The organism is Nocardioides halotolerans DSM 19273, from assembly GCF_000422805.1.
Classification (GTDB): domain Bacteria; phylum Actinomycetota; class Actinomycetes; order Propionibacteriales; family Nocardioidaceae; genus Nocardioides; species Nocardioides halotolerans.
In genome coordinates this window covers 126,685-152,037 of sequence record NZ_KE383923.1, presented here as the reverse complement: position 1 = coordinate 152,037, position 25,353 = coordinate 126,685, and the positions used below count along the sequence as shown (strand labels likewise).

Below are 25,353 nucleotides of genomic sequence, written 5' to 3'. Positions count from 1 at the left end.
CGGCGAGCGGAGGATCCCGCGTCGTACCGCAGGGGGACCCGCGGATCCGGGTCGCGTGCCAGACTCCACGGCGTGCCGCACCTCCTCGACCTCGGGTCACGGAAGTTCTGGCGGCTCGCCGGCCGGGAGGTCGACCTCGGCGGGGCGGAGGCGTGGCTCGACGCGCCGATGAGCCGGTCGCCGGAGGTCACCGACGAGTGGCTGGAGGCCGAAGCGGCGCGACACGGCGGCGTCCTGGCGCAGGACGACCCGCGGGCCGGGCTGCTCGAGTCGATGGGCCTGCTCGACGGCTCGGGGTTCGACGCCGGTGGGCTGCGGCCGGAGATCCGGGACTTCTACGAGCACACCGCCGCCTGGCAGATGGAGGTGTGGACGGGCTGGTCGCCGGTGTTCTGGCCGGGAGGGGAGCTGGTGGCGCGGCTCTTCGGGCGCCGGGTCGAGCAGCTCGCGCTGCCGATGCGGCCGCTCGACGTGGCGCACGGCATGGACAGCCGGGTCACGCCGATCCGCGATGGCGACGGCGCCCAGCTCGCTGCCGCCTGGATGCGCACGCTGCGCGGCAGCGGGAGGCGCGTGTTCAGCGGCAGCTACTCGGCCCGGACCCTCCCCGGCGCCGACAGGCCGAGCGTGCACGCGGCGTTCCCGCTCGAGTCGGGCAACGTCCAGGTGTTCCTGCGCCCCTCTCTCGTCGACGACGGCGGGCTCGTGCTGGAGTCGCCGAGCGGCCGGTTCGGGCAGGACGGCGCGTACGTCGTCGTCCGGGACGGCGGGCGCGACCACGCGGCGCGGGTCCCGCTGCACGAGACCTTCCGGATGTACGTCGACCCGCACGGGGTGCTGCGCACCGACCACGAGCTCCGGCTCTGGGGCGCGTGGGCGGTCCGGCTCCACTACAAGCTGGAGCGCGCCGCATGACTCTCCACTCCTTCCACCTCGCCGAGGTGCCGCGTGCGGTGGGCGCCCGGGCGCTGCTGCGCCAGCCGTCGTCCGCGACCGTGCCCGGCCTCGACCACGCCGAGTGCCTGGCGCTGATGCGGCTCGGGGCGCCCACGCTCTCGCCGGCGAGGCTGCAGCTACGGCGGGTGGCCGTCTTCGCGCAGTGGCGCGACGAGGACGCCCTGGAGCGGTTCCTGGCCGACGACCCGCTCGGCCGCCGGCTCGCCCACGGCTGGCACGTGCGTCTGGAGTTCCTGCGCCGCTGGTCGACGATCGCGGCGCTGCCCGGACTGCCGGTGCGCGCCGGCACCTGGGACCGGGAGGAGCCGGTCGTGGCGGTAACGCTCGCCCGGATGCGCATCCCCGAGGTGCCGCGCTTCCTGCACTGGGGCAAGCCGGTCGAGCGGCTGGTGCGCGACCATCCCGGCACCACCCTCGCGCTGGCGGCGTTCCGGCCACCGCGCACGATCTCGACGTTCTCGGTCTGGCGCACGGTGCGCGAGATGGAGGAGATGGTGCACGGCCACTCCGGCGTAGCCGACCCCCAGCGGCACGCCGCCGCGATGGCCGAGCGCGAGCGCCGCGACTTCCACCACGAGTTCGCGACCTACCGCTTCCGGCCGCTCTCCGAGCACGGCGCCTGGGACGGCCGCACGGCCATCGTCCCGGTCTCGGGATAGTCCCTGACGTTCGTGTCCGCGTCCCGCCGGTCCGTGGGGCCAGAACGTCAGGGACTATCCGGCGTCAGCGCGGCTTGACGTGGCCGTCGAGGCGGGTGCCGTCGGCGGCGAAGCCGAAGCACGCGAGGGTGTCGCCCGTGGCAGGCTCGCGGGTGTCAGCGACCCCGGCCACGAGCAGCCGCTCGTCGCTGACCGCGGCGTCCGCCTCGTCGCCGAGCGCGTCGAGGCAGATCTCGTCGGGCACGACGGGCCGGTAGCCCGCGGCCTGCCGGGCGTCGAGCCGGACCAGGAGCAGCACCTCCGCGTCGTGGGGGCCGTCGCAGTCCGCCCGGGCGAGGTCGGCCAGCGCGGGCTGCTGCCCGGCCTGGAACGGCGCCGCGTCGACGCAGTCACCGCGCTCGAGGTCGCGGACCGAGCCCAGGTCGCCGTCGTGGCGGACGACGACCACCACGGCGACGGCCACGGCGGCCAGGGCCACCGCGACCGCCGTCAGGACGGCGCGACGCAACGGCTCAGCCGAGCTTGGAGGTCAGCTTGGACCCGTCGGCGTTCGCGATCACGCAGACGAGCTTGTCGCCGGAGCTCGGCGAGGCGTCCTGGGTGAGGGCGATGAGGACCTTCTCGGGGTCGGCGAGCAGGTCCGCGCTGCCGGCGGCGCTCACCGACGGCGTGCAGATCTCCACCGGGGAGGCCTGGCCGTAGCTGGCGGCCTGGTCGGAGCTGAGGTTGCTGGTGGCCAGCACCTCGCCGTCGTGCTTGTCCGAGCAGCCCACGGACCGGATCTGCGTGACGCCGCTCTCGGAGTCGTCGGTGAGGCCCTTGGCGGTGAAGCAGTCGCCCGCCTTGAGGCTGTCGACGTCCTTGAAGTCCTTGGCGTAGTTGACCAGCGCCACGCTGCCGGCGATCGTCGCGACCAGCGTGATGACGCCGATGACGAGGGCGGCGATCGCGAGGCCCTTGCCGCGGTTCTGGCCGTCGCGGCTGCGCACCAGCACGACGATCGCGAGGATGATGCCGACCACGTCGAGGCAGCAGATGAACGACAGGATCAGCGCCGTGATCGCCATGCCCTTGCCCGGCTGGGCCGGCCCGGGCATCGGCGAGGGGTAGCCGGGCACGCCGTAGGCGGGCTGCCCGGGCTGGCCGTACGACGGCGCGGCGGGCTGGCCGTACGACGGCGCGGCGGGCTGGCCGTAGGCCGGCGCGGCAGGCGGCACGGCGGGCGGCGGCGGCTGCTCGCCGTACGGCGGAGGCGTGGAGGGCGCCGCGGACGGGGGCGGCTGCTCGCCGTAGGGCGGCGGCGGAGGCGGTGGCGTGCCGTAGGGGTTCTGCGGGTCGCTCGGATCCTGCGGCGTCTCGCCGTCGCCAGGATTCTGCGGAGTGGTCATCGGGTTCCCCCTCGGGTGCCGCCGTGGTCGGTGCGCGTAGCGTTCCACATCCCGGCCGGTCGCGTGGTGCGCCGGGGGATTCGCCCGAGCCGGACCCTCAGGCCACCCCGGTGCCAACGTCGTCCCGGGTGCGGAGCTGGTCCTCGATGTGGGCCGGCCTGCCGACGTAGAGGCCCACGACGAAGAGCGGGACGCTCAGCGCCAGCAGCACCACCAGCGGCACCGTCCAGCCTCCGCTGGCGTCGTGCAGCACGCCCACGCCGAACGGACCGATCGCCGCCACCAGGTAGCCCGTCGACTGCGTCCAGCCGCTGAGGGCGGCGGTCGCGGCCGCGGTGCGGGTCCGCAGGCCGAGGAAGGTCAGGACCACCGGGAACGTCGTGAGCGCGGCCCCGAGCACCACCGCCCACAGGACGGCGAGGGAGTGCGGCGCGACCAGCAGCCCGACGTAGGCGACCGGGTAGCAGCTCATCACCATGATCAGCACGAGCCGCTGGTCGCCGGGGCGCGCGACAGCCTGCGGCAGGTAGAGCGAGAGCGGGATCGACATCGCGGCGACGATCCCCACCAGCGCGCTGGCCGTGCCCGCGCCGAACCCGGCGTCGCGCCACAGGGTCGCGAACCAGCCGAAGACGGCGTACGCCATCAGCGACTGCAGCCCGAAGAACGCCGTCATCGCCCAGCCCAGGCGGGTGCGCGCGATGTCGCGGAAGCTCACGTCGCGGGCCGGCGTGGTGAGCGCAGCGTCGCGCCGGACCAGCGCGACCCACGGCACCGCCGCGACGGCCGCCAGCACGGCCCAGGCGCCGATCCCGTAGCGCCAGCTGCCGAACGCGTCCGCCACCGGGACGGTCAGCAGGAACGCCGCCGTCAGCCCGACGGCGAGCGAGGTCGTGTAGACCGCGGTCATCAGCCCGATGCGGGTGGGGAAGTGCAGCCGGACCAGCGAGGGGATCAGCACGTTGGCCATCGCCATGCCCGCGACGGCGACCAGCGAGAGGGCGAGGAACGCCGCCTCCGAGCCGACGGTCGCGCGGCCGGCCAGGCCCACCACCACGGCGAGCAGCGAGAGGAGGGTGACGCGGTGCGGGCCGAGCCGCGCCGCGGCCGCCGGCGCCAGGGCACCGAAGACCGCGAAGGCCAGGACCGGCAGCGAGGTCAGCAGGCCCGCAGACGCGGGACCCATGCCGAGACCGTCGCGCAGCTCGGACAGAACCGGCCCGACGCTCACCGCGGCAGGACGCAGGTTCAGTGACAGCAGGACGACCCCGGCCAGGACCAGGACAGTGGAGCGGCGGGGCACTAGTGCCCCGCACCCGAAGCTCGGCACACGACTTCGCGCCCCAGGCACCCACCTCGCGGCGTTGCCGTCGCTTGCTGGACGAACAAGTAGAGCCGCGCTCCGGCGCCTTGCGAGGCACGCACCTGGAGCACGGATCCGTGCGCTGAGCTTCGGGTGCGGGCCACTAGAGGGAAACTAGTTCCCGTGCGCCATATTCCCGATTCCGAGCGGCGGGCCAGGCTGGCACGGCGCCATGCCGTGGCGCCGGGGCACCGTGCCACCGACCCCGAGGCGGCGACCCGCGCGGTCACGGTCCTGCACTCGACCGAGCCCGCGAGCGTCTACCTCTCGCTCCAGGCCCGGGTCGACGGGCTCTCGGTCGCCGAGGTCGACCGGGTGCTCTACGAGGACCGCACGCTGGTCAAGCAGCTCGCGATGCGGCGCACGCTGTTCGTCTTCCCGCGCGACCTGCTGCCAGCTGCGTGGGGGAGCGCGTCGGCGCGCGTCGCCACGACGATCGGCGCCCGGCTGGTCAAGGAGGTCGAGGCGCACGGGGTGGCTCCGGACGGCGCGGCCTGGCTGGAGGAGGCCAAGGCGGCGGTGGTCGACGCGCTCGCCGGGGGCGTGGCCCTGACCGCCCAGGAGCTCCGCGAGCGGGTTCCCGAGCTCGAGGGCCGGCTCCAGCTCGCGACCGGGAAGAAGTACGCCGCCAACGTGTCGGTCGCGCCCCGGGTGCTCACGCAGCTCGGGGTCGAGGGCGTGCTGGTGCGCGGCGAGAACGCCGGCCACTGGCGCCTCTCCAAGCCCCGCTGGACCCTCATGTCGGACTGGCTGGACGACGTCCCTCCCGCCGCGAAGCCGGACGAGGGGTACGCCGAGCTCGTCGGCCGCTGGCTGCGCTCGTTCGGACCCGGCACCGAGGACGACCTCGTCTGGTGGCTGGGCGCGACCAAGGGCGCCGTCCGGTCCGCTCTCGCCGCGGTCGGCGCCGTCGAGGTGTCGCTGGACGGCGGCGCGACGGGCTGGGTGCTGCCCGACGACGTCGACCCGGTGGACGAGGTCGAGCCGTGGGCGGCGCTGCTGCCGGTCCTGGACCCGACCGTGATGGGCTGGAAGCAGCGCGACTTCTACCTCGGCGGGCACGGGCCGCAGCTCTTCGACACCAACGGCAACGCCGGGACGACGGCGTGGTGGGACGGGCGCATCGTCGGCTGCTGGGTGCAGGACGACGCGGGCGTGGTCGAGGTCCGGACGCTCGCGAGGCTCCCGAAGGCCGCGCTCGCCGCGCTGGAGGTCGAGGCCGCCCGCCTCACCGACTGGCTGGACGGGGTGCGGATCGGCACGGTCTACCCTTCGTCGGCCATGAAGACCGTCGACTGGGTGAAGCCGTGAGCGCGCCGTGGTGAGGGAGCAGCCCAAGCAGGCGCCGCCGCCGGTGCAGCGCCTGAGGGTGCGCTACGCCAAGCGGGGCCGGCTGCGCTTCACCAGCCACCGCGACTTCAGCCGCGCCTTCGAGCGCGCGGTGTTCCGCGCGCGACTGCCGATGGCGTACAGCTCGGGGTTCAACCCGCACCCGCGCATCTCCTACGCCGGCGCGGCGCCCACCGGGTCGGCCAGCGAGGCGGAGTACCTCGAGCTCGCCCTGGCGGAGATCGTGGACCCTGCGGCCGTGCACGCGGCCCTCGACGCGGCGATGCCCGACGGCCTCGACGTCGTGGAGGTGGTCGAGTCGCCCGGCTCGGGCCTGAGCGACCTGCTGCAGGCCAGCCGGTGGCGGATCGTGCTCCCGGTCGCGCTCGAGGAGGTGCAGACGGCCGTCACGGCGTTCCTCGCCGCCGGGGAGGTGCCCGTCGAGCGGATGACCAAGAAGGGGCTCCGGTCCTTCGACAGCCGGGCGGCGGTGCTCTCGCTGGTCGTCGTGCCCGAGGAGGACGGCGCCGCGCTCGACCTGGTGCTGCGCCACCTCGAGCCGGCCGTGCGGCCCGACGACGTGCTCACCGGGTTGACCTCGCTGCACCCGCTCGACCTGGTCGGCGTGCCGCTGCTCACCCGGCTGGCCCAGGGCCCGCTCGACCCCGCGACCGGGGAGATCGGCGACCCACTGCGGACGACGAAATGAGTTGCCCCGAGGACGGCTGTGCGATACTCGCGAGTGGTTGACGCCACGTCGACCCGATGACGTTCTCATGTGCGAGCTCGTCGGTTCCAGACCGCGACGCGGCCGGGCCGGTCGGTGACAGCGACCGAAGCCAGGCAGGCGACCGCGGCAGGGACCGGCCGGACTCGATGTGACACCACGAGGGTGTCGTCGCCAATGAAGGCTTGATGCTGCGCCCGGACTCCGGGCCGCGGCGATGACCACCCGGCTGCCGAGGCAGCCGGGTCGAGGAGCAGTACATGCCCGAGGACGAGACGACCACGGAGTCGGTCGCCGGCTCGACCAGCGAGTCGACCCCCCAGTCGACCCCCGAGCCGACCCCGTCGGCCGAGGCACCCGAGGCCGCGCCGGCCAAGAAGGCCGCCGCCAAGAAGACGGCGAAGAAGGCCGCGGCCAAGAAGACCGCGAGCAAGACCACCGCCAAGAAGACGGCGGCCAAGAAGACCGCCAAGAAGGCCGAGGCCGCGCCGGACCCGGTGTCGGACCCGACGCCCGAGGACTCGTCGGCGCCGTCCGCGCCGGCCGTGCTGTTCCAGGTGCCCGACCCGGTCGAGGCGCCCCGGAAGAGGTCGACCAGGAAGGCGGCGGCGAAGGCACAGCCCGCCGAGGAGCCGACCGACCGGACCGAGCAGCCCGGTCAGCCCGAGCAGACCGAGCAGGCCGGCGAGACCGCTGCTGGCGACGAGCCGGCCAAGAAGACCGCGAAGAAGGCCGCCAAGAAGGCGGGCGCGAAGAAGTCCACCAAGAAGTCCGCGAAGAAGGCCGCGGCCGACGAGCCCGCGGACGACGAGCAGGCGACCGCTCCCGCCGAGGGCGACGCCTCCGAGGGCGGGGACGCCGACAGCGGCGACTCCGGCGACGGCGGCGACTCCGGCGACGGCGAGGGCACCGGTGCGCGACGTCGTCGGCGCCGCGGCGGCCGGCGCCGGCGCAAGACCTCCGACTCGGGTGACGACGCGAGCGAGGACGGCGACGACGAGGCCGACCAGGGCGACAGCGACGACGAGGAGGCCGGCGACGGCACCTCGCGACGCCGTCGGCGTCGCCGGCGTTCGGGCGACGACGGTGGCGGCAGCTCCGACGACCCCTCCAACACCGTCACCCGGGTGCGTCGCAGCCGCACGGGCGAGGACCAGATCACGGCCGTCTCCGGGTCCACCCGGCTCGAGGCCAAGAAGCAGCGCCGCCGCGAGGGCCGCGAGGCCGGACGCCGGCGGGCGCCGATCGTCAGCGAGGCGGAGTTCCTGGCCCGTCGCGAGGCGGTCGACCGGGTCATGGTCGTGCGCCAGCGTGAGGAGCTCACCCAGATCGGCGTGCTCGAGGACAAGGTGCTCGTCGAGCACTACGTCGCCCGCGAGTCGCAGACCTCGCTGATCGGCAACGTCTACCTCGGCCGCGTCCAGAACGTCCTGCCTTCGATGGAGGCGGCGTTCATCGACATCGGCCGCGGTCGCAACGCGGTGCTCTACGCCGGCGAGGTCAACTGGTCCTCCCTCGGCCACAAGGACGGCCAGCCGCGCAAGATCGAGTCGGTGCTGTCCTCGGGCCAGTCGGTGCTGGTGCAGGTCACCAAGGACCCGATCGGCCACAAGGGCGCCCGGCTGACCAGCCAGGTGAGCCTGGCCGGGCGGTTCCTGGTCTACGTGCCCGACGGCACCACCTCCGGCATCTCCCGCAAGCTGCCCGACACCGAGCGCAACCGGCTCAAGTCGGTGCTCAAGGAGATCGTCCCCGACACCGCCGGCGTCATCGTCCGCACGGCCGCCGAGGGCGCCAGCGAGGACGAGCTGACCCGCGACGTCGAGCGCCTCAAGGCCCGCTGGGAGGACATCGAGAAGAAGTCCAAGGGCAGCGCGCCCCAGCTGCTCTACGGCGAGCCGGACCTCACCCTCAAGGTGGTCCGCGACCTGTTCACCGAGGACTTCGCCAAGCTCGTGATCCAGGGCGACGACGCCTGGGAGACCGTGCAGCAGTACGTCGCCCACATGGCGCCGGACCTCGAGGACCGGCTCGAGAAGTACGACCCGCAGGAGCACGGCGGCCACGACCTCTTCGCGACGTACCGACTCGACGAGCAGATCGCCAAGGGCCTGGACCGCAAGGTCTGGCTGCCCTCGGGCGGCTCGCTGGTCATCGACCGCACCGAGGCGATGACGGTCGTCGACGTCAACACCGGCAAGTTCACCGGCTCCGGGGGCAACCTCGAGGAGACGGTCACCAAGAACAACCTGGAGGCGGCCGAGGAGATCGTCCGGCAGCTCCGGCTGCGCGACATCGGCGGCATCATCGTTGTCGACTTCATCGACATGGTGCTCGAGTCCAACCGAGACCTGGTCCTGCGCCGGCTGGTCGAGTGCCTCGGGCGCGACCGCACCCGCCACCAGGTCGCCGAGGTCACCTCGCTGGGGCTGGTGCAGATGACGCGCAAGCGGATCGGCACCGGGCTGCTCGAGGCCTTCAGCGAGACCTGCGAGCACTGCCAGGGCCGCGGGCTGGTCATCCACGAGCACCCGGTCGAGCCGAAGCGCTCCGACGACGACGGCGGCCGCGGTGGTCGCTCGGGCCGACGCAGCCGCGGTGGCCGGGGTCGCGGGTCCGACGACGGCGACCACGCCAACGGGAACGGCAACGGCAACGGCAACGGCTCCAAGGCCCCCTCGCCCAAGGACGTCGCCGCGATGGCCCGGCCGCCGGCCGACGAGCCCGACGAGCCTGCTGAGGCGATCGGTGACGTCGACGAGACCGAGGCGCCTGACGGCGAGGTGCGTGACGACCTCGAGTCACTGACCTCCGAGGTCGTCGAGTCCCTCGACGACCGCGGCGACGCCGACGAGAGCGCCCCTGCACCGGACGCCGAGCAGGTGGAGCCCGAGCCGGAGCCCGAGGCGGAGCCCGTCGTCCAGCCCGAGCCCGAGCCCGAGCCCGAGCCGCAGGCGGAGCCGGAGCCGGAGAAGCCCACGGTGGTCACCCGGACCAGGCGCCGCAGCGCGAGCCGCCCGGCTGGCCCGCCGCCCGCGCCGGTCGCCGCGCCCGCGGAGGTCGCCGCACCCGAAGGCGCCGACGCCGACGCCGACGGCGGTGGCGAGGGTTCGGCGGACGGGTCGGCGGAGGGCACCGAGGCGCCCCAGGTCGAGCACGTCCCGATCAAGCGGAAGCGCTCGCGCAAGCGCTGACCAGCGTGGTCGGGTGGTCCGTGCGGTTTTGCGGCTGACCCCGGTGGTCCGTACTATTGACCCTCGGTGCGCGCTCGGCGCGCCCAGCTCTGTGCGGCGCCCAGCGTTGCGCCCCAGATCATGCTCAGCTCAACGACCAAGGAGACCGCGGTGTACGCGATCGTGCGCGCAGGCGCCAAGCAGCAGAAGGTGGCCGTCGGCGACGTCATCGAGATCGACACGATCACGACCGCCGTGGGCGACGAGGTCTCGCTGCCCGTCGTGCTCGTGGTCGACGGTGACGACGTCACGTCCGACGCGACGAAGCTCGACAAGGCGACGGTGACCGCCGAGGTGCTCGGTGCCACCAAGGGCCCCAAGATCGTGATCCAGAAGTTCAAGAACAAGACGGGTTACAAGAAGCGCCAGGGCCACCGCCAGAAGTACACCCAGGTCAAGATCACCGACATCAAGGCCTGACGGCCCACCGACTCGACAGCGCAGCAGGAGACACAGCGATGGCACACAAGAAGGGCGCGGCGTCCACCAAGAACGGCCGCGACTCCAACTCCCAGCGCCTCGGCGTCAAGCGGTACGGCGGCCAGGTCGTCAACGCCGGCGAGATCATCGTCCGCCAGCGCGGCACCCACTTCCACCCCGGCGCCAACGTCGGCCGGGGCGGCGACGACACGCTGTTCGCGCTGGCCGCCGGTGCCGTGCAGTTCGGCACCCGCCGGGGCCGCCGGGTCGTCAACATCGTCCCGGGTGACGACGCCTGACGTCGTCACGACAAGACTTGACGAAAGGCGTCCCGGTTCGGGGCGCCTTTCGTGGTTTCGAGGCTCGTCGCTAGCGCTCCTCGCACCTCAACCACCGACATAGAGGATCACCCAGATGGCCGTCCCGACCTTCGTCGACAGGGTGACGCTGCACGTCAGCGGCGGCCGCGGCGGCAACGGGGTGGCGTCGGTGCACCGCGAGAAGTTCAAGCCGCTCGGCGGGCCCGACGGCGGCAACGGCGGGCCTGGCGGCTCGGTGATCCTGCGGGTCGACAACGACGTGACCACCCTCCTCGACTACCACCACAGCTCGCGCCGCAGGGCCGAGCACGGCGGGCACGGCGCGGGCGCGCACAAGAACGGCAGCCACGGCGCCGACCTCGTGCTCCCCGTCCCCGACGGCACGCTCGTCACCGACCGCGCCGGCACCGTGCTCGCCGACCTGGTCGGCCCCGGCACCGAGCTCGTGGTGGCGCAGGGCGGTCGCGGCGGCCTCGGCAACGCCGCGCTGGCCAGCAGCAAGCGGAAGGCGCCCGGCTTCGCCCTGCTCGGCGAGCCCGGCGACGAGCTCGAGATCGTGCTCGAGCTCAAGGTGGTGGCCGACGTCGGCCTCGTGGGCTTCCCGAGCGCCGGCAAGTCCAGCCTCATCGCGGCGATCTCCCGCGCCCGCCCCAAGATCGCCGACTACCCGTTCACGACCCTGGTGCCCAACCTCGGCGTCGTGACCGCCGGCGAGACGACCTACACCGTCGCCGACGTGCCCGGGCTGATCGAGGGCGCCAGCGAGGGCCGCGGGCTCGGTCACGAGTTCCTCCGCCACGTGGAGCGCTGCGCGGCGCTCGTGCACGTGGTCGACACGGCGTCGATGGAGCCGGGCCGCAACCCGGCCGACGACCTGGCGGTCATCGAGAACGAGCTGACCCGCTACGGCGGCCTCGACGACCGGCCTCGGCTGGTGGCGCTCAACAAGATCGACGTCCCAGACGGGCGCGACCTCTCCGACATCGTGATCGACGACCTGCGCGCGCAGGGGCTGCGGGTCTTCCCGGTCAGCGCCGCCTCTGGGGAGGGCCTGCGCGAGCTGTCCTTCGCGATGGCCGAGATCGTCGCGGCGGCCCGCGAGGCCAAGGAGGTCGTCGAGGCGACCCGGATCGTGCTGCGCCCGCCCTCCGCCGACGGCGGCGACGACTTCACGGTGACCCCGACCGACGTGTCCGGCGAGCCCGGGTGGCACGTCCGCGGCGCCAAGCCCGAGCGCTGGGTGCGGCAGACCGACTTCAGCAACGACGAGGCGGTCGGCTTCCTCGCCGACCGGCTCAACCGGCTCGGCGTCGAGGCCCGGCTGGTCCAGCTCGGGGCCGTCGAGGGCGACACCGTGCTCATCGGCGACCCGAACAACTCCGTGGTCTTCGACTTCAAGCCGGGCATCGACGCCGGTGGCGAGAACCTCGCCCGGCGCGGGGAGGACACCCGGTTCATGGAGCAGCGCCCGGCCACCGCCCGCCGCCGCGCCATCCACGAGGCGATGGCCGACCGCGCCGAGGGCGAGGAGCGCGCCGACGTCGCACGCCGGCTCGACCGCGGAGAGACGGGACCGGAACTGCCGACCGGCCCCTCGTCGTACGAGATCGGCTCGGACGACGACCCCGACGCCCTCGACGATGACCAGCCACCCCAAGAAGTTCTTCGACAGGGGCGCTCCGCGCAGAGGACGAACAACTCCGCGGGGACCCCGGAAGAACATGAGGGCTGAGGTCACCGCCGCCCGCCGGATCGTCGTGAAGGTGGGCTCGACGTCCCTGACCTCCGCCGAGGGCGGCATCGACCCGGCCCGCGTGCGGCACCTCACCGAGGTGCTCGCCGGCGCGCGCGCCCGGGGCGCCGAGGTGGTGCTGGTGTCGTCCGGGGCGATCGCCGCCGGCCTGGCGCCGCTGGGGCTCGCGCGCCGACCCCGGTCGCTGCCCGCGCAGCAGGCCGCGGCGTCGGTGGGCCAGGGGCTGCTGGTGCACCGCTACACCGAGGAGCTCGCGCGGCACGGCGTCGTGGCCGGCCAGGTGCTGCTCACCGTCGACGACGTGACCCGGCGCTCGCACTACCGCAACGCCTACCAGACCTTCGCCAAGCTCCTCGAGCTCGGCGTGCTCCCGATAGTCAACGAGAACGACACCGTCGCCACCAGCGAGATCCGGTTCGGTGACAACGACCGGCTGGCCGCGCTCGTCGCCCACCTGGTGCACGCCGACCTGCTGGTGCTGCTCTCGGACGTCGACGGGCTCTACGACGCGGATCCCGGCACACCCGGGAGCTCCCTGGTGAGCGACGTGCGCGACGCCGCGGACCTCGCGTCGGTCAAGGTCGGCAGGGCCGGCGCCGCGGGGCTCGGCACCGGCGGCATGCAGACCAAGCTCGACGCCGCCCGGATCGCGACCGGCGCCGGCATCCCGGTCGTGCTCACCGCGGCCGAGCGGGTCGCGGAGGCGTTGGCGGGGGAGCAGGTCGGCACGCTCTTCCACGCCACCGGCCGCCGCCGGCCGACCCGCCTGCTGTGGCTGGCGCACGCCACCGAGCCCGTCGGCACCCTGCTCCTCGACGACGGGGCGGTCGCGGCCGTCACCCAGCGCCGGGCCTCGCTCCTCGCGGCCGGGGTCACCGGTGTGGTCGGCACCTTCCACGCCGGCGACCCGGTCGACCTCGCCGGCCCCGACGGCGCGCCGGTCGCTCGCGGGCTGGTCAACTTCGACTCCGACGAGCTCCCGGCCCTGCTCGGCCGCTCGTCGAAGGACCTGAAGCGCGAGCTCGGCGCGGCGTACGAGCGTGAGGTCGTCCACCGCGACGACCTGGTGCTGCTCTGATGTGGCGGGTCCTCTTCTGGGTCGCCGCCGGCGTGCTGGCGGCGCCCGCGCTGCTCCTGACGACGGCCCGCGCGCTGGACACCGACAACGGCTCGCTCATCCGGGTCGAGGCGTTCACCCCGCTCGCGCTGCCGATCTACGCCGTGCTGCTCGTGCTCTGCGCCTCCGGGGCCGCCGGTGAGAGCAGCGACCGCCCGGCCCGACTCGTCGCTGCGGTGCTCGCGCTGGCCGGGCTGGTCGTGCACGCCTGGTGGTTCGCGCCGCAGGTGCTCGGCGACGTCCCGGAGCCCGCGGACGGGGCCGAGCGGATCACGGTGATGAACGCGAACCTCTTCGAGGGCCGCGCCGACGCCGGCGAGCTCGTCGCCGCGGTGCGCGACAACGACGTGGACATCCTGGTGCTCGAGGAGATCACCCCCGACCTGCTCGCCGAGCTGGACGCCGACGGGCTCGCCGAGCTGCTGCCCGAGCGCGTGGGGGAGCCCGACTACATGGTCGCCGGCACGATGATCCTGGCCAACCGCCCGCTCACCGACCACGTCCGGCTGCGCACGACGTTCCAGGGCTGGCAGGCGACGTACGGCGACCTGACCGTGCTCGGTGTCCACCCCGTCGCTCCGGTCGACCCGGCGGGCTGGCGGGCCGACCACGCCGCGATCCTGCGGCAGGCCGAGGCGGGCGACGCCGACCTCGTCGTCGGCGACATGAACGCCACCGCCGACCACGAGCCGATGCGCCGGCTCGACGACGCCGGGTTCCGCGACGCGGGCGAGGTCGCCAACGAGGGCTGGCAGCCGACCTGGCCGGCCAACCACGTCGGGGTCTTCCCCTTGCTGCCCCCGGTCGTCAGGATCGACCACGTGCTCATCGGCGACCGGCTGGCCTCCCTCGGGACCCACACCGTCGACATCGACGGCACCGACCACCTCGCGCTGGTCGCCACCGTGGCAACCCGGGGCTGATCCCGTGGCCGACCCCGCGCTCGCGCCGATGGACGACGAGGAGTTCAACCGGTGGTACGGCGCGTGGGAGCCGCTCGAGCCGCCGGGCCTGGCCGAGCTGATGCGCGGCTTCGACCGGTCGTGGTGGATCGTCGGCGGCTGGGCCGTGGAGGCCTTCACCGGCGTGGCGCGCGAGCACGAGGACGTCGACCTGTCGATCCTCGCCTGCGACGTGCCGGCGTTCCGCGAGCACCTCGGCACCGACTGGACCCCGTGGTCCAACCACGGCGGCACGCTGCGCCCGCTGAGCGACCGGTCACCCGAGCCGCTCTCGGTCGAGAGCCAGATCTGGATCCGCCGCGACTCCCGCTCGCCGTGGGTGGTCGACCTCCCGATCACCCCCGACCGCGACGGCCTGTGGACCAACAAGCGCTGGCCCGAGCACGCGGTGCCGGTCGAGGAGGCGACGTGGGTGGCCGGTGACGGCCTGCGCTACGTCCGCCCGGAGATCGCCCTCCTCTACAAGGCCGCCCTCGACCGGGAGAAGGACCGCGCGGACCTCGAGGCGGCGTGGCCGCTCCTCGACGGCGTGAGCCGCTCCTGGCTGCGCGACCTCGTCGACCGGACGCTCGGCGCCGACCACCCGTGGCTGGCCCTGACCGGCGCCTGGGACGCTCCCGCAGCCGGAGCGGGCAATCTGAGGTAGCGCCGGGCCGGATCTGAGGTGATCGGCGGTGTCCGGAAGTTCGTGGGCGGGCCGTACGCTGGGAAGGCTATGGACATCACGTCACGCACGGTCTACCTCGACCACGCGGCCACGACGCCGATGGTGCCGGCGGCCGTCGACGTGCTGACCGCGCACCTGCGGGAGGTCGGCAACCCGAGCTCCATGCACGCCTCCGGGCGGCACGCCCGGCGGGTGGTGGAGGAGTCGCGGGAGACGATCGCGCAGGCGCTGGGCTGCCGGCCGGGCGAGGTGGTGTTCACCTCCGGCGGCACCGAGGCCGACAACCTCGCGGTCAAGGGCATCCACTGGGCCCGGCTCGCGGAGGACCCCCGCCGCACCCGCATCCTGGCGTCCGCCATCGAGCACCACGCGGTGCTCGACCCGCTCGACTGGCTGCGCGACTCCGAGCAGGTCGACGTCGAGCTGCTGCCGGTCGACGACCGCGGCCGGCTGCGCGTCGACGCGCTGCGCGAGGCGGTCGAGCGCGACCCCGCGTCGGTGTCGTTGATCTCGGTGATGTGGGCCAACAACGAGGTCGGCAGCCTCCAGCCCGTCGAGGAGGTCGTGGCGGTCGCCGCCGAGCACGGCATCCCGGTGCACACCGACGCGATCCAGGCGGTCGGTGCGGTGCCCGTCGACTTCGCGGCGAGCGGGGTCGACGCGCTGAGCCTCACCGGCCACAAGCTGGGTGGCCCCTACGGCGTGGGTGCGCTGATCGTGCGCCGCGAGCTGGGCGTCACGCCGCTGATGCACGGCGGCGGCCAGGAGCGCGACATCCGCAGCGGCACCATCGACACCCCCGCGATCGCGGGCTTCGCGGCGGCGGTCGAGCTCGCGGTCAAGGAGCAGGCGTCGTACGCCACCCGGGTCGGCGCCCTGCGCGACGACCTGGTGCGCCGCGTGATCGAGCAGGTGCCCGACGCCCACCTCCACGGCGCGCCGCTCGAGCCGCTCGGCGAGCACCGCCTGCCCGGCAACGCCCACCTCGGGTTCCCGGGCTGCGAGGGCGACTCGCTGCTGATGCTCCTCGACGCCCGCGGCATCGAGTGCTCCACGGGCTCGGCCTGCTCGGCCGGCGTGCCGCAGCCCTCGCACGTCCTGCTCGCGATGGGCTGCGACGCCGAGGCGGCGCGGCACTCGCTGCGGTTCTCGCTCGGCCACACCTCGACGCAGGCCGACGTCGACGCGGTGGTGGAGGCGATCGGCCCCTGCGTGGAGCGCGCCAGGGCGGCGAAGGCTCCTCGATGACCCCGCTGAAGGTCCTCGCCGCCATGTCCGGCGGCGTGGACTCCGCGGTCGCCGCCGCCCGGGCGGCGGAGGCTGGCCACGACGTCACCGGCATCCACCTCGCGCTCTCGCGCAACCCGGCGTCGTACCGCTCCGGCGCGCGCGGCTGCTGCACGATCGAGGACGCCAACGACGCGCGCCGGGCGGCCGACGTGATCGGCATCCCGTTCTACGTCTGGGACCTCTCCGACCGCTTCCACGACGACGTGGTCGAGGACTTCATGGCGGAGTACGCCGCGGGGCGGACGCCGAACCCGTGCCTGCGCTGCAACGAGAAGATCAAGTTCGCCGCCGTCCTCGACCGGGCGCTCGGCCTCGGGTTCGACGCGGTCGCGACCGGTCACTACGCGCAGCTGCGCACCGGCGCCGACGGGCTGATCGAGATGCACCGCGCGGTCGACGACGGCAAGGACCAGTCCTACGTCCTCGGCGTGCTCGACCAGGAGCAGCTGCGGCACGCGCTGTTCCCTCTCGGCGGGTCGACCAAGTCCGACGTGCGCGCCGAGGCCGCGGAGCGGGGGCTGCTCGTCGCCGACAAGCCGGACAGCCACGACATCTGCTTCGTCGCCGACGGCGACACCCCCGGGTGGCTGCGCGAGAAGCTCGGCGACCGCGCCCCCAACCAGGGCGGCGCGATCCTCGACGAGGCGGGCGTGGAGCTCGGGCGCCACGACGGCACCTACGGCTTCACGATCGGCCAGCGCAAGGGGCTGCGACTCGGCGTCCCGGCGCCCGACGGGAAGCCGCGCTTCGTGCTCGACATCGAGCCCGTGGCGGGCACGGTCACGGTCGGCCCCCGCGAGCGGCTCGCGGTGCACGGCCTGACCGCGATCCGCCCGCGCTGGTGCGGCACCCCGCCGGCGCGACTGGACGGGCCGGGCGTCACCGTGCAGCTGCGCGCGCACGGCGACGAGCACCGCGCCACGGTCACGGTGGTCGACGGCACGGTCGAGGTCGAGCTGCTCGACCCGGCGTACGGCATCGCGCCCGGCCAGGCCGCCGTGATCTACGACGGCACGCGGGTGGTCGGGAGCGCGACGATCGTGAGCACGTCCCGCGCGCCCCTCGAGTCACGCGTTTCACCGGTTACCCGGTGAAACTGCCGCTGACCCGATGGAACTCCAGCCGGGAAGCGGCAGATTCACCGGGTACCCGGTGAAACTGCCGCTGACCCGATGGAACTCCAGCCGGGAAGCGGCAGATTCACCGGGTACCCGGTGAAACACCCCCGCGGCCTAGGCTCGCCCCATGCGCGACGTCGTCGGGATCTGGCTCGGCGGGCTCGACGGCACCACGTGGTGGGAGCAGGACGCCGACGAGCCGGTGCTGGCGGCCAGCCTGATGAAGGTGCCGGTCGCGATCGCGGCGGAGGCGCTCGACCTCGACGCGCGGGTAGCTGTCCACCCCGACTTCGGCTCGGTGGTCGCGGGGGAGCGGTTCGAGCTCGACGAGGACGGCGACCAGGACCCCGACACCTGGGCCGAGGTCGGAGCTACCCAGACGCTGCGCGAGCTGCGGCGGCGCTCGATCGTGTTCTCCGGCAACCTCGCGACCAACCTGGTGATGGAGCAGACCGGCGTCGACGCGGTCACCGCCGCGATGCCGCAGGTGCGCCGGATGATCAGCGACCTGCCGGCCACCGACGCGGGCATCGTCAACGCAGCCTCGGCCCGCGACTGGGGGCTGCTGCTCGGCCGGGTCGCCACCGCCCACCCCGAGGTGGAGGACGTGATGCGCGGCCAGACCTACCGGTCCGGCATCCCCGCGGGGCTGCCACCCGGCACGCCCGTCGCCAACAAGACCGGCTGGATCGACGACCACACCCACGACATGGCGATCGTGCGCCCGGACGGTGCGACGCCGTTCGCGCTCGTCGTGCTGACCCGGCTGGCGGGCGTTCCGACCGACGACGGCAATGCCCGCATCGCCGAGGTGGCGCGCGAGGCGTGGGGGCGCCGACAGTGAACGCCGCAGCGACCATCGAGCGGATCGAGGTCGAGCGCCTCAGCCTGCCGCTGCACTCGCCGTTCGCGACGGCGCGGCGCAGCGCGACGACCGCCGACAGCGTCATCGTGCGGGTGACCGACAGCGATGGCAGGGTCGGGCTCGGCGAGGCGCCGCAGAACTGGCCGGTGCTCGGCACCTCGGTCGCCGGCTCGGCCGCCTGCCTGGAGGGGCCGCTGCGCGACGCCCTGCTCGGCCGCTCCGCCGACCCGGTCGCGGCGTGGCCGCTCATCGACCGCACGGTGGCGGGCAACGGCCCGGCCAAGGGCGCGCTCGACAGCGCGCTGCACGACCTCGTGGGCCACCCGCCGTTGCGGCTCCCGACGCTGGTCACGGTGCCGGTCGGCGAGCCCGACGAGGTCGCGGCGAACGCCCGGGCGAGGGTCGCCGAGGGCTTCCGCACGCTCAAGCTCAAGGTCGGCACGGACGCGGCCACCGACGTGGCGCGGGTCCGAGCCTGCCGCGAGGGCGCCGGGCCGGACGTGGCGCTGCGCGTCGACGCCAACACCGGCTGGGACTGCTTCGAGGCCGTGCGCGTCATCCGCGCCCTCGAGGACGCCGGCCTCGGCGTGGAGGTCGTCGAGCAGCCCGTCGGGCGGCGCGACCTGGCCGGGCTGGCCCACGTGCGGCGGCACGTCGCGACGCCGATCATGGCCGACGAGTCGGTGTTCGACCTCGACGACCTCGTCGAGATCGTCCGCCACGAGGCCGCCGACCTCGTCAACCTCAAGGTCTCCAAGACCGGCGGCATCACGCCCGCGCTCGAGCTCGCCGCTGTCGCGCGGCAGCACGGTCTCGGCGTGAGCGTCGGCTGCATGGTCGAGAGCGCGGTCGGGGTGAGCGCCGCCGCCCTCGTCGCCGACCGCGCCGGTTGCGACCTCGACCCCGACCTCGACGGCGCCTGGTGGCTCGCCGCCGGTGCGCCGTACGCCGACCGGGTGACGTACGCCGACGGGCACCTCGTCAGGATGGTGGCATGAGGGCGGCCCGCGAGACCGGCATCCACCGCGAGCCCGAGGAGGCGTCCGAGCGGGTCACCTCGCTGGCCTTCGGCGAGGAGGTCTTCGTCGTCGAGGCGCGCGGGGAGTGGACCCAGGTGATCGCGCCCGACCAACCGACCCACCTCGACCCGGCCGGCTACCCCGGCTGGGTGCGCACCGACGACCTCGCCGCCGACCCGCTCGCGGCGGCCCGTGGGTTCCTCGGCACGCCGTACGTCTGGGGCGGCCTGGGCCGCGACGGCATCGACTGCTCGGGCCTCGTGCACCTCGCGTTCCGCGCCTTCGGCGTCCGCGTGCCGCGCGACGCGGCCGACCAGGCGGCGGCCGCCACCCCGGTCCAGGACCCGCGGCCGGGCGACCTCTACTTCTTCGGGCGGCCCGACGAGGCGGTCAGCCACGTCGGCTTCGTGACCGACGCGGGCCTGCTGCACGCGAGCGACGGCGTCGGCGTGGTCGAGCAGCCGATGCCCGAGGAACGCCGCGCCACCCTGCTCGGCGCCGGCCGGCTCACCTCATGACGCTGGCCTCGGGCGTCGGGTCGCACCCGGGCGCCGACCAGCGCGCCCTCGACGACGCGGTGCGGCTCGTCCTCGGCGAGCTCCCGCAGCTGCCCTACCTCCCCGAGGTGCCCGGCCGCGGAGCGACCGCGTCGATGACCGGCCGCGCGCTCGCCGTCATGGCCGAGCTCGGCGCCGACCTGCAGCCTGCCGGCTGGCGGCTCACCGGGCTCGGCGGCACACCCGGCGTCGACCACCGCCGCGCCCGCAGCCTGCTGGCCCGGGACCTCGACACGCTCGAGGAGCAGGCGCAGGAGTACACCGGCGCCTTCAAGGTCCAGGTCGCCGGTCCGTGGACGCTGGCCGCCACCGTCGAGCGACCGCGCGGCGACAAGGTGCTCGCAGACCCGGGCGCGCGGAGGGAGGTCGCGCAGGCGCTGGCCGAAGGACTCGGCGTGCACCTCGCCGACGTGCGCCGCCGGCTGCCCGGCGCGGACCGGCTCGTCGTCCAGGTCGACGAGCCCGCGCTCGCGGGAGTGCTCGCGGGCTCGGTGCCGACGGCGTCCGGCTTCGGCCGGCACCGCAGCGTGCACCCGCCCGAGGCCTCCGAGGCGCTCGGGTGGGTGCTCGACGCGGCCACCGCGGCAGGTGCGGAGCCGTGGGTGCACTCGTGCGCGCCAGGCACGCCCCTCGACCTGGTCCGGGGCGCGGGCGCGCGCGGGCTGTCGGTCGACCGGGCCCAGCTGTCGGCCCGCGACCTCGACGAGGTGGCGGGCGCCCTGGAGGCGGGTGAGACGGTGGCGCTGGGTGTCGTCCCGGCGTCGGACCCGAGCCTGGCGCCGTCGGACACCGAGGTGACCGAGGGCGTCCTGCGCTGGCTCGACATGCTCGGCCTCGACCCCGAGGCGGTCGGCGACCTGCTGGTGCTCACGCCGGCGTGCGGGCTCGCCGGGGCGTCGTACGACTGGGTGCGGCGGGCGCTGACCCTGGTGCGGGAGAGCGCCGCTCACCTGTCGGGGTGAGGCGTCATCTGCGCCGGCACGGGTACCACCCGGCCATGCCTGACCTGACTGGGAAGAACGTCGCGATCATCGCCGTCGACTTCGTCGAGGACGCCGAGCTGACCACCCCGCGCGACCGCCTGCGCGAGGCGGGCGCCGCGGTGAAGGTCTACTCACCGGACGGCAGCCCGATCCAGGCCGTCGAGGGCGACACCGAGCCGACGCGGAAGATCGACGTCGACGGGTCGTTCGACGACCTCGACGCCGACACCATCGATGCGCTCGTCGTCCCGGGCGGCACCGTCAACGCCGACAAGCTCCGCGTAGAGACGGCAGCCCAGACGTTGGCCCGCCAGGTCGCCGGCTCCGGCAAGCCGCTGGCCGTGATCTGCCACGGGCCGTGGCTGCTCGTCTCGGCCGGGCTGGTCGAAGGTCGCCGCCTCACGAGCTACTCCTCGCTGGCCGAGGACATCAAGAACGCCGGAGGCACCTGGGTCGACGAGGAGGTCGTCGTCGACCAGAACCTCATCACCAGCCGCAACCCCGGCGACCTGGACGCGTTCGTCGGTGCCATCTCGGACGCCTTGGGGAGCTAGACGCCGGCCCCCATCGTCTCGGGGTTGTCGGTGGCCATCTCGTCCTTCTTCACGTTGAGGAAGATCCACACGATCGCCGACGCGCCCCACAGCATGAAGGCGCCGACGAGGAACGCGTGGGTCGCGCCCGAGGAGAACGCCGCGAAGTAGGTCTGCTGGCTCAGCGCGCCCGCGTCGACGCCGGCCAGCTGGCCGCCGAGACCCTGGACGGCGGCGCCGATCGAGCCGAGGTGCGCGGTGGTGTAGTGCGCAGACACCGTCGACAGGATCGCCAGGCCGAGCGCGCCGCCGACCTGCTGCATGGTGTTGAGCACCCCCGAGCCGATGCCGGCGTCCTGCTCCCTGACGTGGTGCACGGCGGCCATCATCATCGAGACGAACGTGAGCCCCATCGCGAAGGACATGAGCACGATCCAGGGCATCAGGTCGAGCCAGTAGCTCACCGTGTGACCCAGGGCGTCGCCGCCGCTGGCCGCGTCCAGCACGTCCTCGGCGCCGGTGGCCGGGTCGAGGCGGTTGAACATGAACAGCGCGACGCCGCCGAGCAGCGTGCCCGTGCCGGCGATGAACCGCGGGTCGACCAGGCTCAGCAGCTTGGACCCCAGCGTCGCCCCGAAGACCATGCCGAAGCAGAACGGCAGGAACGCGAAGCCGGCCTTGAGCGGTGAGTAGCCCATGACGTTCTGCACGAACAGCGACAGGAAGAAGAACATCGCGAACATGGCGGCGGGCGTGATCATCATGGCCAGGAACGCCGTCGCGCGGGTGCGGTTGGCAAAGATGCTCAGCGGCATGAGCGGGTGCTTGATGCGGGTCTCGAGGAAGACGAAGGCCACCAGGAGCACGACCGCGAGACCCATGCTGGTGAGCGCCAGCGGGTCGCCCCAGCCGTAGGTGTCGCCTGACGAGTCGCGGTTGCCGGTGCGCGTGATGCCGAAGACGAGGGCGAGCAGCCCGACCGTGCCGAGCAGGGCGCCAGGCACGTCGAGCTCGCCGGCGTGGTGATCGGAGTCGGGCAGCACCTTGGGGGCGAAGTATGCCGCCGCGAGGCCGATCGGGACGTTGATCAGGAAGGTGAGCCGCCATCCCCAGATGGGGTCGATGCCGGTCAGCCAGCCACCCAGGATCAGGCCGATCGCCGCACCGACCCCGGACATCGCCGCGAACACCGAGAAGGCCCGGTTGCGCAGCGGTCCGGCCGGGAAGGTGGTGGTGATCAGGGCGAGGGCCGTCGGGGAGGCCATGGCGGCGCCTACCCCCTGGAGCCCGCGGGAGGAGAGCAGCATCGCCTCGTTCTGCGCCAGGCCGCCGAGGGCGGACGCGAGGGCGAACAGGATCACGCCGGCCATGAAGATCCGCCGGCGCCCGTAGAGGTCGCCGAGGCGCCCGCCGAGCAGCAGCAGCCCGCCGAAGGCCAGCGCGTAGCCGGTGACGATCCACGAGAGGTTCGTGCTGTCGATGTCGAGGTCGGTCCCGATGTAGGGGAGCGCGATGTTGGCGATGGTGCTGTCGAGCACCACCATGAGCTGCGCGACGCAGATCAGCACCAGCGCCCACGTCGCGTGCGTCGGTGCCTTGACCGGCTCGTCGTCGAAGGCGCTGTCCTCGGGAGCGGTCAGCTCGGTCATGGGCACTCCTTGCCCTCGCAAGGGCGGTTCGGCGGGACGGGTCAGCGGACGACGCCAGCGGCCGGCAGGATGATCTGGTCGATGACGTTGGTGACGAGCTCCCGGGTGGGGCGCTCGCCGACGAGGAAGAAGCGGTGCAGCACGATGCCGGCCAGCGCCGGCGCGAGCAGCTCGATGTCGAGGTCGTCGCGGATCTCTCCCCGTTCGCGGGCGCGCTCGAAGAGCGCCTTGGTGCCCGCCAGCTTGGGGGCCAGGACCTGGGTGCGGAACGCCTCCGCGAACTCCGCGTCACGGCTGATCGCGGTGAGGATCGCGCCGAACGCGTCCACCTCCGGCTTGTCGGTCAGTCCGCCCTCGCCGCAGAACGCGGCGATGAGGTCCTCGCGCAGCGAGCCGGTGTCGACCGGCCGGTGCTCGGTGTAGTGGTGCTGCTCGTGGTCGTGGTGCAGCGCGTCGATCACCAGCTGCACCTTGCCGTTCCACCGGCGGTAGAGCGTGGCCTTCGAGGCCTTGGCGCGCAGGGCCACGGCGTCCATCGTGAACCGGTCGTAGCCGACCTCGCTGAGCACGGCCAGCGCGGCCTCGAGGATCTCGGACTGGCGGTCGCCCTCGATGCGGGGTCGAGCCTGGGGGCTCGTGGCCTCGTTCTGCACCGACATCGGCATGCGCTCCAGTACGACGAAACGAAACGGTTTCGTTTCACATGGTGGCACGGAGAGCGACCGGGGGACAAGCCCCTCTACAGGACCTCAACGCGAGGCGCGGCGGCCGCTCGCACTGCTGCGAACGACCGCCGCGCCGACGGGTACGACGGGATCAGACCCCCGCGTGCGCCACCTCGGGTCCGTCGGTGGCGAGCTCCTCGTGCTTCACGTCGAGGAACAGCCAGATCACCAGCGAGCCGGCCAGTGCCATGACCGACCCGACGAGGAAGGCCTGCGACGCCCCGTCGGCGAAGATCTGCAGGCCGATCACGTGCTGGATGCGGTCGAGGGTGGACGGGTCGGGTGCCGGCCCGCCGGCCGCCTGGGTGGCGGCGGCGATCCGGTCGCCGGAGCTGGTGAACACGTGGCTCGCCACGGTGCTCAGCGTCGCGAGACCGAGCGCCCCACCGACCTGCTGCATGGTGTTGAGCACGCCCGACCCGATGCCGGAGTCCTCCGCGCGCACGTGGTGCACGGCGGTGAGGGTGACCGGGACGAACGTCGCGCCCATGCCCAGCGACATCAGGACGATGCCGGGCAGGATGTCGGTGACGTAGGACGCTTGGACGTTCTCGGTGATCGGGAACGTCGTGTCGTACGGGATCCGCGAGAACCAGAACAGCGCCGCCGCGGCCATCAGCGTGCCGATCCCGGCGAGGTACTTCGGGTCGACCCGGTTGACCAGGTTGGAGGAGATGCCCGCCGCCACCACGATGCCCGCCGAGAACGGCAGGAACGCGAAGCCCGCGTGCAGCGGGCTGTAGCCCATGACGTTCTGGATGTACTGGCTGAGGTAGAAGAACATCGCGAACATCGCCGCCGGCAGCAGCATCATCGCCACGAAGCTGGCCGCCCGCGTGCGGTTCTGGAAGATCCGGATCGGGAGCAGCGGGTGCTCCGTGCGCGACTCGATCACCGCGAAGGCGACCAAGAGGGCGGCTCCGGTGGCCAGGCTCAGCACCGTCCAGACGTCGCCCCAGCCCTCGGTCGCGGCCCGGGAGAGGCCGTAGACCACACCCAGGAGGCCGAGCGTGCCGGTGACCGCGCCGGGGACGTCCAGCGCGCCGGTGTTCTTCTCCGACTCGTCGAAGAAGCGCGGGGCGAGGGCGGCCGCGGCCAGGCCGATCGGGGTGTTGATCAGCAGGGTCAACCGCCAGCCGTCGATGGTGGTGCCGAGAACGTCGAGCGACGTACCGGTCAGCCACCCGCCGAGGATCAGGCCCACGGCCGCGCCGGCGCCGGACATCGCGGCGTACACCGCGAAGGCGCGGTTGCGCGCCGGACCGGCCGGGAACGTGGTGGTGATGAGGGCGAGCGCGGCCGGGGAGGCCAGCGCGGCGCCGAGGCCCTGGAGCCCGCGGGCGGCGAGCAGCATCTCGGCGTTGGCCGCCACGCCACCGAGCAGCGAGGCGACGCCGAAGATCGTGAGCCCGAGGGCGAAGATCCGCCGGCGACCGTAGAGGTCTCCGAGTCGTCCGCCGAGGAGCAGCAGGCCACCGAAGGCCAGCGCGTAGCCGGTGACGACCCAGGGCAGGTTCGCCTGGCTGAAGCCGAGGTCGGCCTGGATGTAGGGGAGGGCGATGTTCACGATCGTGCCGTCGAGCACGACCATCAGCTGTGCCACCGAGATGAGGACGAGGGCCCAGCCGAGGCGCTTGCCCACCCCGGACTCGGAGCTCTCCTCCGGCGCGATGGCCTCGGGAGTCGTGGTGTCGGTCATGGTGATCTCTCTGTTTCGGG

Annotated in this window: 24 protein-coding genes; 18 read left to right on the top strand and 6 right to left on the bottom strand. The window is 73.5% G+C overall.

The features are described from left to right. Window positions 1-72: 72 nt before the first annotated feature. Entirely contained in the window at window positions 73-915 is an 843-nt protein-coding gene (locus G514_RS0115420) for a hypothetical protein (protein ID WP_028652489.1), read from the top strand. Further along, complete coding sequence (locus G514_RS0115415; RefSeq protein ID WP_028652488.1) at window positions 912-1,616, top strand: hypothetical protein; 705 nt, start codon at window positions 912-914, stop codon at window positions 1,614-1,616. The genes G514_RS0115420 and G514_RS0115415 overlap by 4 nt, the downstream gene beginning before the upstream one ends. Window positions 1,617-1,680: 64 nt before the next feature. Here G514_RS0115415 and G514_RS0115410 read toward each other — a convergent pair whose 3' ends face one another. The 3 genes from G514_RS0115410 to G514_RS0115400 all read right to left on the bottom strand — a co-directional run bounded on the left by G514_RS0115410 (window position 1,681) and on the right by G514_RS0115400 (window position 4,235). Then, window positions 1,681-2,124, bottom strand: a complete 444-nt coding sequence (locus G514_RS0115410) for a hypothetical protein (RefSeq protein ID WP_028652487.1) — start codon at window positions 2,122-2,124, stop codon at window positions 1,681-1,683. A gap of 4 nt (window positions 2,125-2,128) precedes the next feature. Beyond that, window positions 2,129-3,004 (bottom strand): DUF4190 domain-containing protein, encoded by an 876-nt coding sequence (locus tag G514_RS29360; protein WP_051247520.1) that lies wholly within the window; start codon window positions 3,002-3,004, stop codon window positions 2,129-2,131. A 97-nt stretch (window positions 3,005-3,101) separates the two neighbouring features. Beyond that, a complete protein-coding gene (locus G514_RS0115400; RefSeq protein WP_281167623.1) occupies window positions 3,102-4,235 on the bottom strand; it encodes an MFS transporter in 1,134 nt (377 codons plus the stop codon). A gap of 309 nt (window positions 4,236-4,544) precedes the next feature. On the opposite strand from G514_RS0115400, the gene G514_RS0115395 reads away from it, so the two are divergent. The 16 genes from G514_RS0115395 (at window position 4,545) to G514_RS0115320 (ending at window position 21,281) form a co-directional block, all read left to right on the top strand. After that, entirely contained in the window at window positions 4,545-5,678 is a 1,134-nt protein-coding gene (locus tag G514_RS0115395) for a winged helix DNA-binding domain-containing protein (protein ID WP_245582232.1), read from the top strand. 10 nt (window positions 5,679-5,688) lie between these two features. Continuing rightward, on the top strand, window positions 5,689-6,405 hold the full coding sequence (locus G514_RS0115390; protein ID WP_028652484.1) for a TIGR03936 family radical SAM-associated protein: 717 nt from the start codon (window positions 5,689-5,691) through the stop codon (window positions 6,403-6,405). Window positions 6,406-6,683: 278 nt separating this feature from the next. After that, on the top strand, window positions 6,684-9,617 hold the full coding sequence (locus tag G514_RS27025) for an Rne/Rng family ribonuclease (RefSeq protein WP_051247519.1): 2,934 nt from the start codon (window positions 6,684-6,686) through the stop codon (window positions 9,615-9,617). A gap of 150 nt (window positions 9,618-9,767) precedes the next feature. Beyond that, window positions 9,768-10,076, top strand: coding sequence for a 50S ribosomal protein L21 (gene rplU, locus G514_RS0115380; protein ID WP_028652483.1), 309 nt, complete (start codon window positions 9,768-9,770; stop codon window positions 10,074-10,076). Window positions 10,077-10,114: 38 nt separating this feature from the next. Further along, on the top strand, window positions 10,115-10,375 hold the full coding sequence (rpmA, locus tag G514_RS0115375) for a 50S ribosomal protein L27 (protein WP_028652482.1): 261 nt from the start codon (window positions 10,115-10,117) through the stop codon (window positions 10,373-10,375). Between the two features lie 115 nt (window positions 10,376-10,490). Next, on the top strand, window positions 10,491-12,128 hold the full coding sequence (gene obgE, locus G514_RS0115370; RefSeq protein ID WP_028652481.1) for a GTPase ObgE: 1,638 nt from the start codon (window positions 10,491-10,493) through the stop codon (window positions 12,126-12,128). After that, entirely contained in the window at window positions 12,118-13,227 is a 1,110-nt protein-coding gene (gene proB, locus G514_RS0115365) for a glutamate 5-kinase (protein WP_028652480.1), read from the top strand. The genes obgE and proB overlap by 11 nt, the downstream gene beginning before the upstream one ends. Further along, window positions 13,227-14,189 (top strand): endonuclease/exonuclease/phosphatase family protein, encoded by a 963-nt coding sequence (locus tag G514_RS0115360; RefSeq protein WP_028652479.1) that lies wholly within the window; start codon window positions 13,227-13,229, stop codon window positions 14,187-14,189. The genes proB and G514_RS0115360 overlap by 1 nt, the downstream gene beginning before the upstream one ends. A 4-nt stretch (window positions 14,190-14,193) precedes the next feature. Continuing rightward, window positions 14,194-14,874 carry a nucleotidyltransferase domain-containing protein gene (locus tag G514_RS27020; RefSeq protein ID WP_211222160.1) on the top strand — a complete coding sequence of 227 codons (681 nt, stop codon included), beginning with the start codon at window positions 14,194-14,196 and terminating at the stop codon, window positions 14,872-14,874. Window positions 14,875-14,943: 69 nt separating this feature from the next. Then, window positions 14,944-16,143 (top strand): cysteine desulfurase family protein, encoded by a 1,200-nt coding sequence (locus tag G514_RS0115350; protein WP_028652478.1) that lies wholly within the window; start codon window positions 14,944-14,946, stop codon window positions 16,141-16,143. Window positions 16,144-16,148: 5 nt separating this feature from the next. After that, complete coding sequence (mnmA, locus tag G514_RS0115345; protein ID WP_211222177.1) at window positions 16,149-17,279, top strand: tRNA 2-thiouridine(34) synthase MnmA; 1,131 nt, start codon at window positions 16,149-16,151, stop codon at window positions 17,277-17,279. 151 nt (window positions 17,280-17,430) lie between these two features. Further along, a complete protein-coding gene (locus tag G514_RS27015) occupies window positions 17,431-18,147 on the top strand; it encodes a serine hydrolase (protein WP_051247518.1) in 717 nt (238 codons plus the stop codon). Then, a complete protein-coding gene (locus G514_RS0115335; RefSeq protein WP_084152139.1) occupies window positions 18,144-19,166 on the top strand; it encodes a dipeptide epimerase in 1,023 nt (340 codons plus the stop codon). The genes G514_RS27015 and G514_RS0115335 overlap by 4 nt, the downstream gene beginning before the upstream one ends. After that, window positions 19,163-19,705: a C40 family peptidase gene (locus G514_RS29355; RefSeq protein ID WP_051247517.1), complete on the top strand. Its 543-nt coding sequence runs from the start codon at window positions 19,163-19,165 to the stop codon at window positions 19,703-19,705. The genes G514_RS0115335 and G514_RS29355 overlap by 4 nt, the downstream gene beginning before the upstream one ends. Further along, window positions 19,702-20,706 (top strand): uroporphyrinogen decarboxylase/cobalamine-independent methonine synthase family protein, encoded by a 1,005-nt coding sequence (locus tag G514_RS0115325; RefSeq protein ID WP_028652475.1) that lies wholly within the window; start codon window positions 19,702-19,704, stop codon window positions 20,704-20,706. Before G514_RS29355 ends, G514_RS0115325 begins: the two co-directional genes overlap by 4 nt. Before the next feature lie 35 nt (window positions 20,707-20,741). Further along, the gene (locus G514_RS0115320) at window positions 20,742-21,281 is read left to right on the top strand and encodes a type 1 glutamine amidotransferase domain-containing protein (RefSeq protein WP_028652474.1); all 540 of its coding nucleotides are present in this window, start codon (window positions 20,742-20,744) and stop codon (window positions 21,279-21,281) included. Here the strand turns inward: G514_RS0115320 and G514_RS0115315 are convergent. From G514_RS0115315 to G514_RS0115305, 3 genes are all read right to left on the bottom strand, one after another. Continuing rightward, on the bottom strand, window positions 21,278-22,909 hold the full coding sequence (locus G514_RS0115315) for an MFS transporter (RefSeq protein WP_036564996.1): 1,632 nt from the start codon (window positions 22,907-22,909) through the stop codon (window positions 21,278-21,280). The two genes, G514_RS0115320 and G514_RS0115315, sit on opposite strands and share 4 nt — an antisense overlap. Before the next feature lie 41 nt (window positions 22,910-22,950). Then, on the bottom strand, window positions 22,951-23,568 hold the full coding sequence (locus tag G514_RS0115310) for a TetR/AcrR family transcriptional regulator (protein ID WP_028652472.1): 618 nt from the start codon (window positions 23,566-23,568) through the stop codon (window positions 22,951-22,953). Window positions 23,569-23,725: 157 nt separating this feature from the next. Beyond that, window positions 23,726-25,333: an MFS transporter gene (locus tag G514_RS0115305; protein ID WP_028652471.1), complete on the bottom strand. Its 1,608-nt coding sequence runs from the start codon at window positions 25,331-25,333 to the stop codon at window positions 23,726-23,728. Window positions 25,334-25,353: the final 20 nt, after the last annotated feature.

What these genes read in the sequence shown, in the direction of transcription:
- G514_RS0115360 (WP_028652479.1), top strand. Translation starts at nt 13,227, where the DNA reads ATGTGGCGGGTCCTCTTCTGGGTCGCCGCCGGCGTGCTGGCGGCGCCC.
- G514_RS29355 (WP_051247517.1), top strand. Translation starts at nt 19,163, where the DNA reads ATGAGGGCGGCCCGCGAGACCGGCATCCACCGCGAGCCCGAGGAGGCG.
- G514_RS0115315 (WP_036564996.1), bottom strand. Translation starts at nt 22,909, where the DNA reads ATGACCGAGCTGACCGCTCCCGAGGACAGCGCCTTCGACGACGAGCCG.
- G514_RS0115415 (WP_028652488.1), top strand. Translation starts at nt 912, where the DNA reads ATGACTCTCCACTCCTTCCACCTCGCCGAGGTGCCGCGTGCGGTGGGC.
- rpmA (WP_028652482.1), top strand. Translation starts at nt 10,115, where the DNA reads ATGGCACACAAGAAGGGCGCGGCGTCCACCAAGAACGGCCGCGACTCC.
- G514_RS27025 (WP_051247519.1), top strand. Translation starts at nt 6,684, where the DNA reads ATGCCCGAGGACGAGACGACCACGGAGTCGGTCGCCGGCTCGACCAGC.
- obgE (WP_028652481.1), top strand. Translation starts at nt 10,491, where the DNA reads ATGGCCGTCCCGACCTTCGTCGACAGGGTGACGCTGCACGTCAGCGGC.
- G514_RS0115325 (WP_028652475.1), top strand. Translation starts at nt 19,702, where the DNA reads ATGACGCTGGCCTCGGGCGTCGGGTCGCACCCGGGCGCCGACCAGCGC.
- G514_RS0115350 (WP_028652478.1), top strand. Translation starts at nt 14,944, where the DNA reads ATGGACATCACGTCACGCACGGTCTACCTCGACCACGCGGCCACGACG.
- G514_RS0115310 (WP_028652472.1), bottom strand. Translation starts at nt 23,568, where the DNA reads ATGTCGGTGCAGAACGAGGCCACGAGCCCCCAGGCTCGACCCCGCATC.
- G514_RS29360 (WP_051247520.1), bottom strand. Translation starts at nt 3,004, where the DNA reads ATGACCACTCCGCAGAATCCTGGCGACGGCGAGACGCCGCAGGATCCG.
- G514_RS27015 (WP_051247518.1), top strand. Translation starts at nt 17,431, where the DNA reads ATGCGCGACGTCGTCGGGATCTGGCTCGGCGGGCTCGACGGCACCACG.
- proB (WP_028652480.1), top strand. Translation starts at nt 12,118, where the DNA reads ATGAGGGCTGAGGTCACCGCCGCCCGCCGGATCGTCGTGAAGGTGGGC.
- G514_RS0115320 (WP_028652474.1), top strand. Translation starts at nt 20,742, where the DNA reads ATGCCTGACCTGACTGGGAAGAACGTCGCGATCATCGCCGTCGACTTC.
- G514_RS0115305 (WP_028652471.1), bottom strand. Translation starts at nt 25,333, where the DNA reads ATGACCGACACCACGACTCCCGAGGCCATCGCGCCGGAGGAGAGCTCC.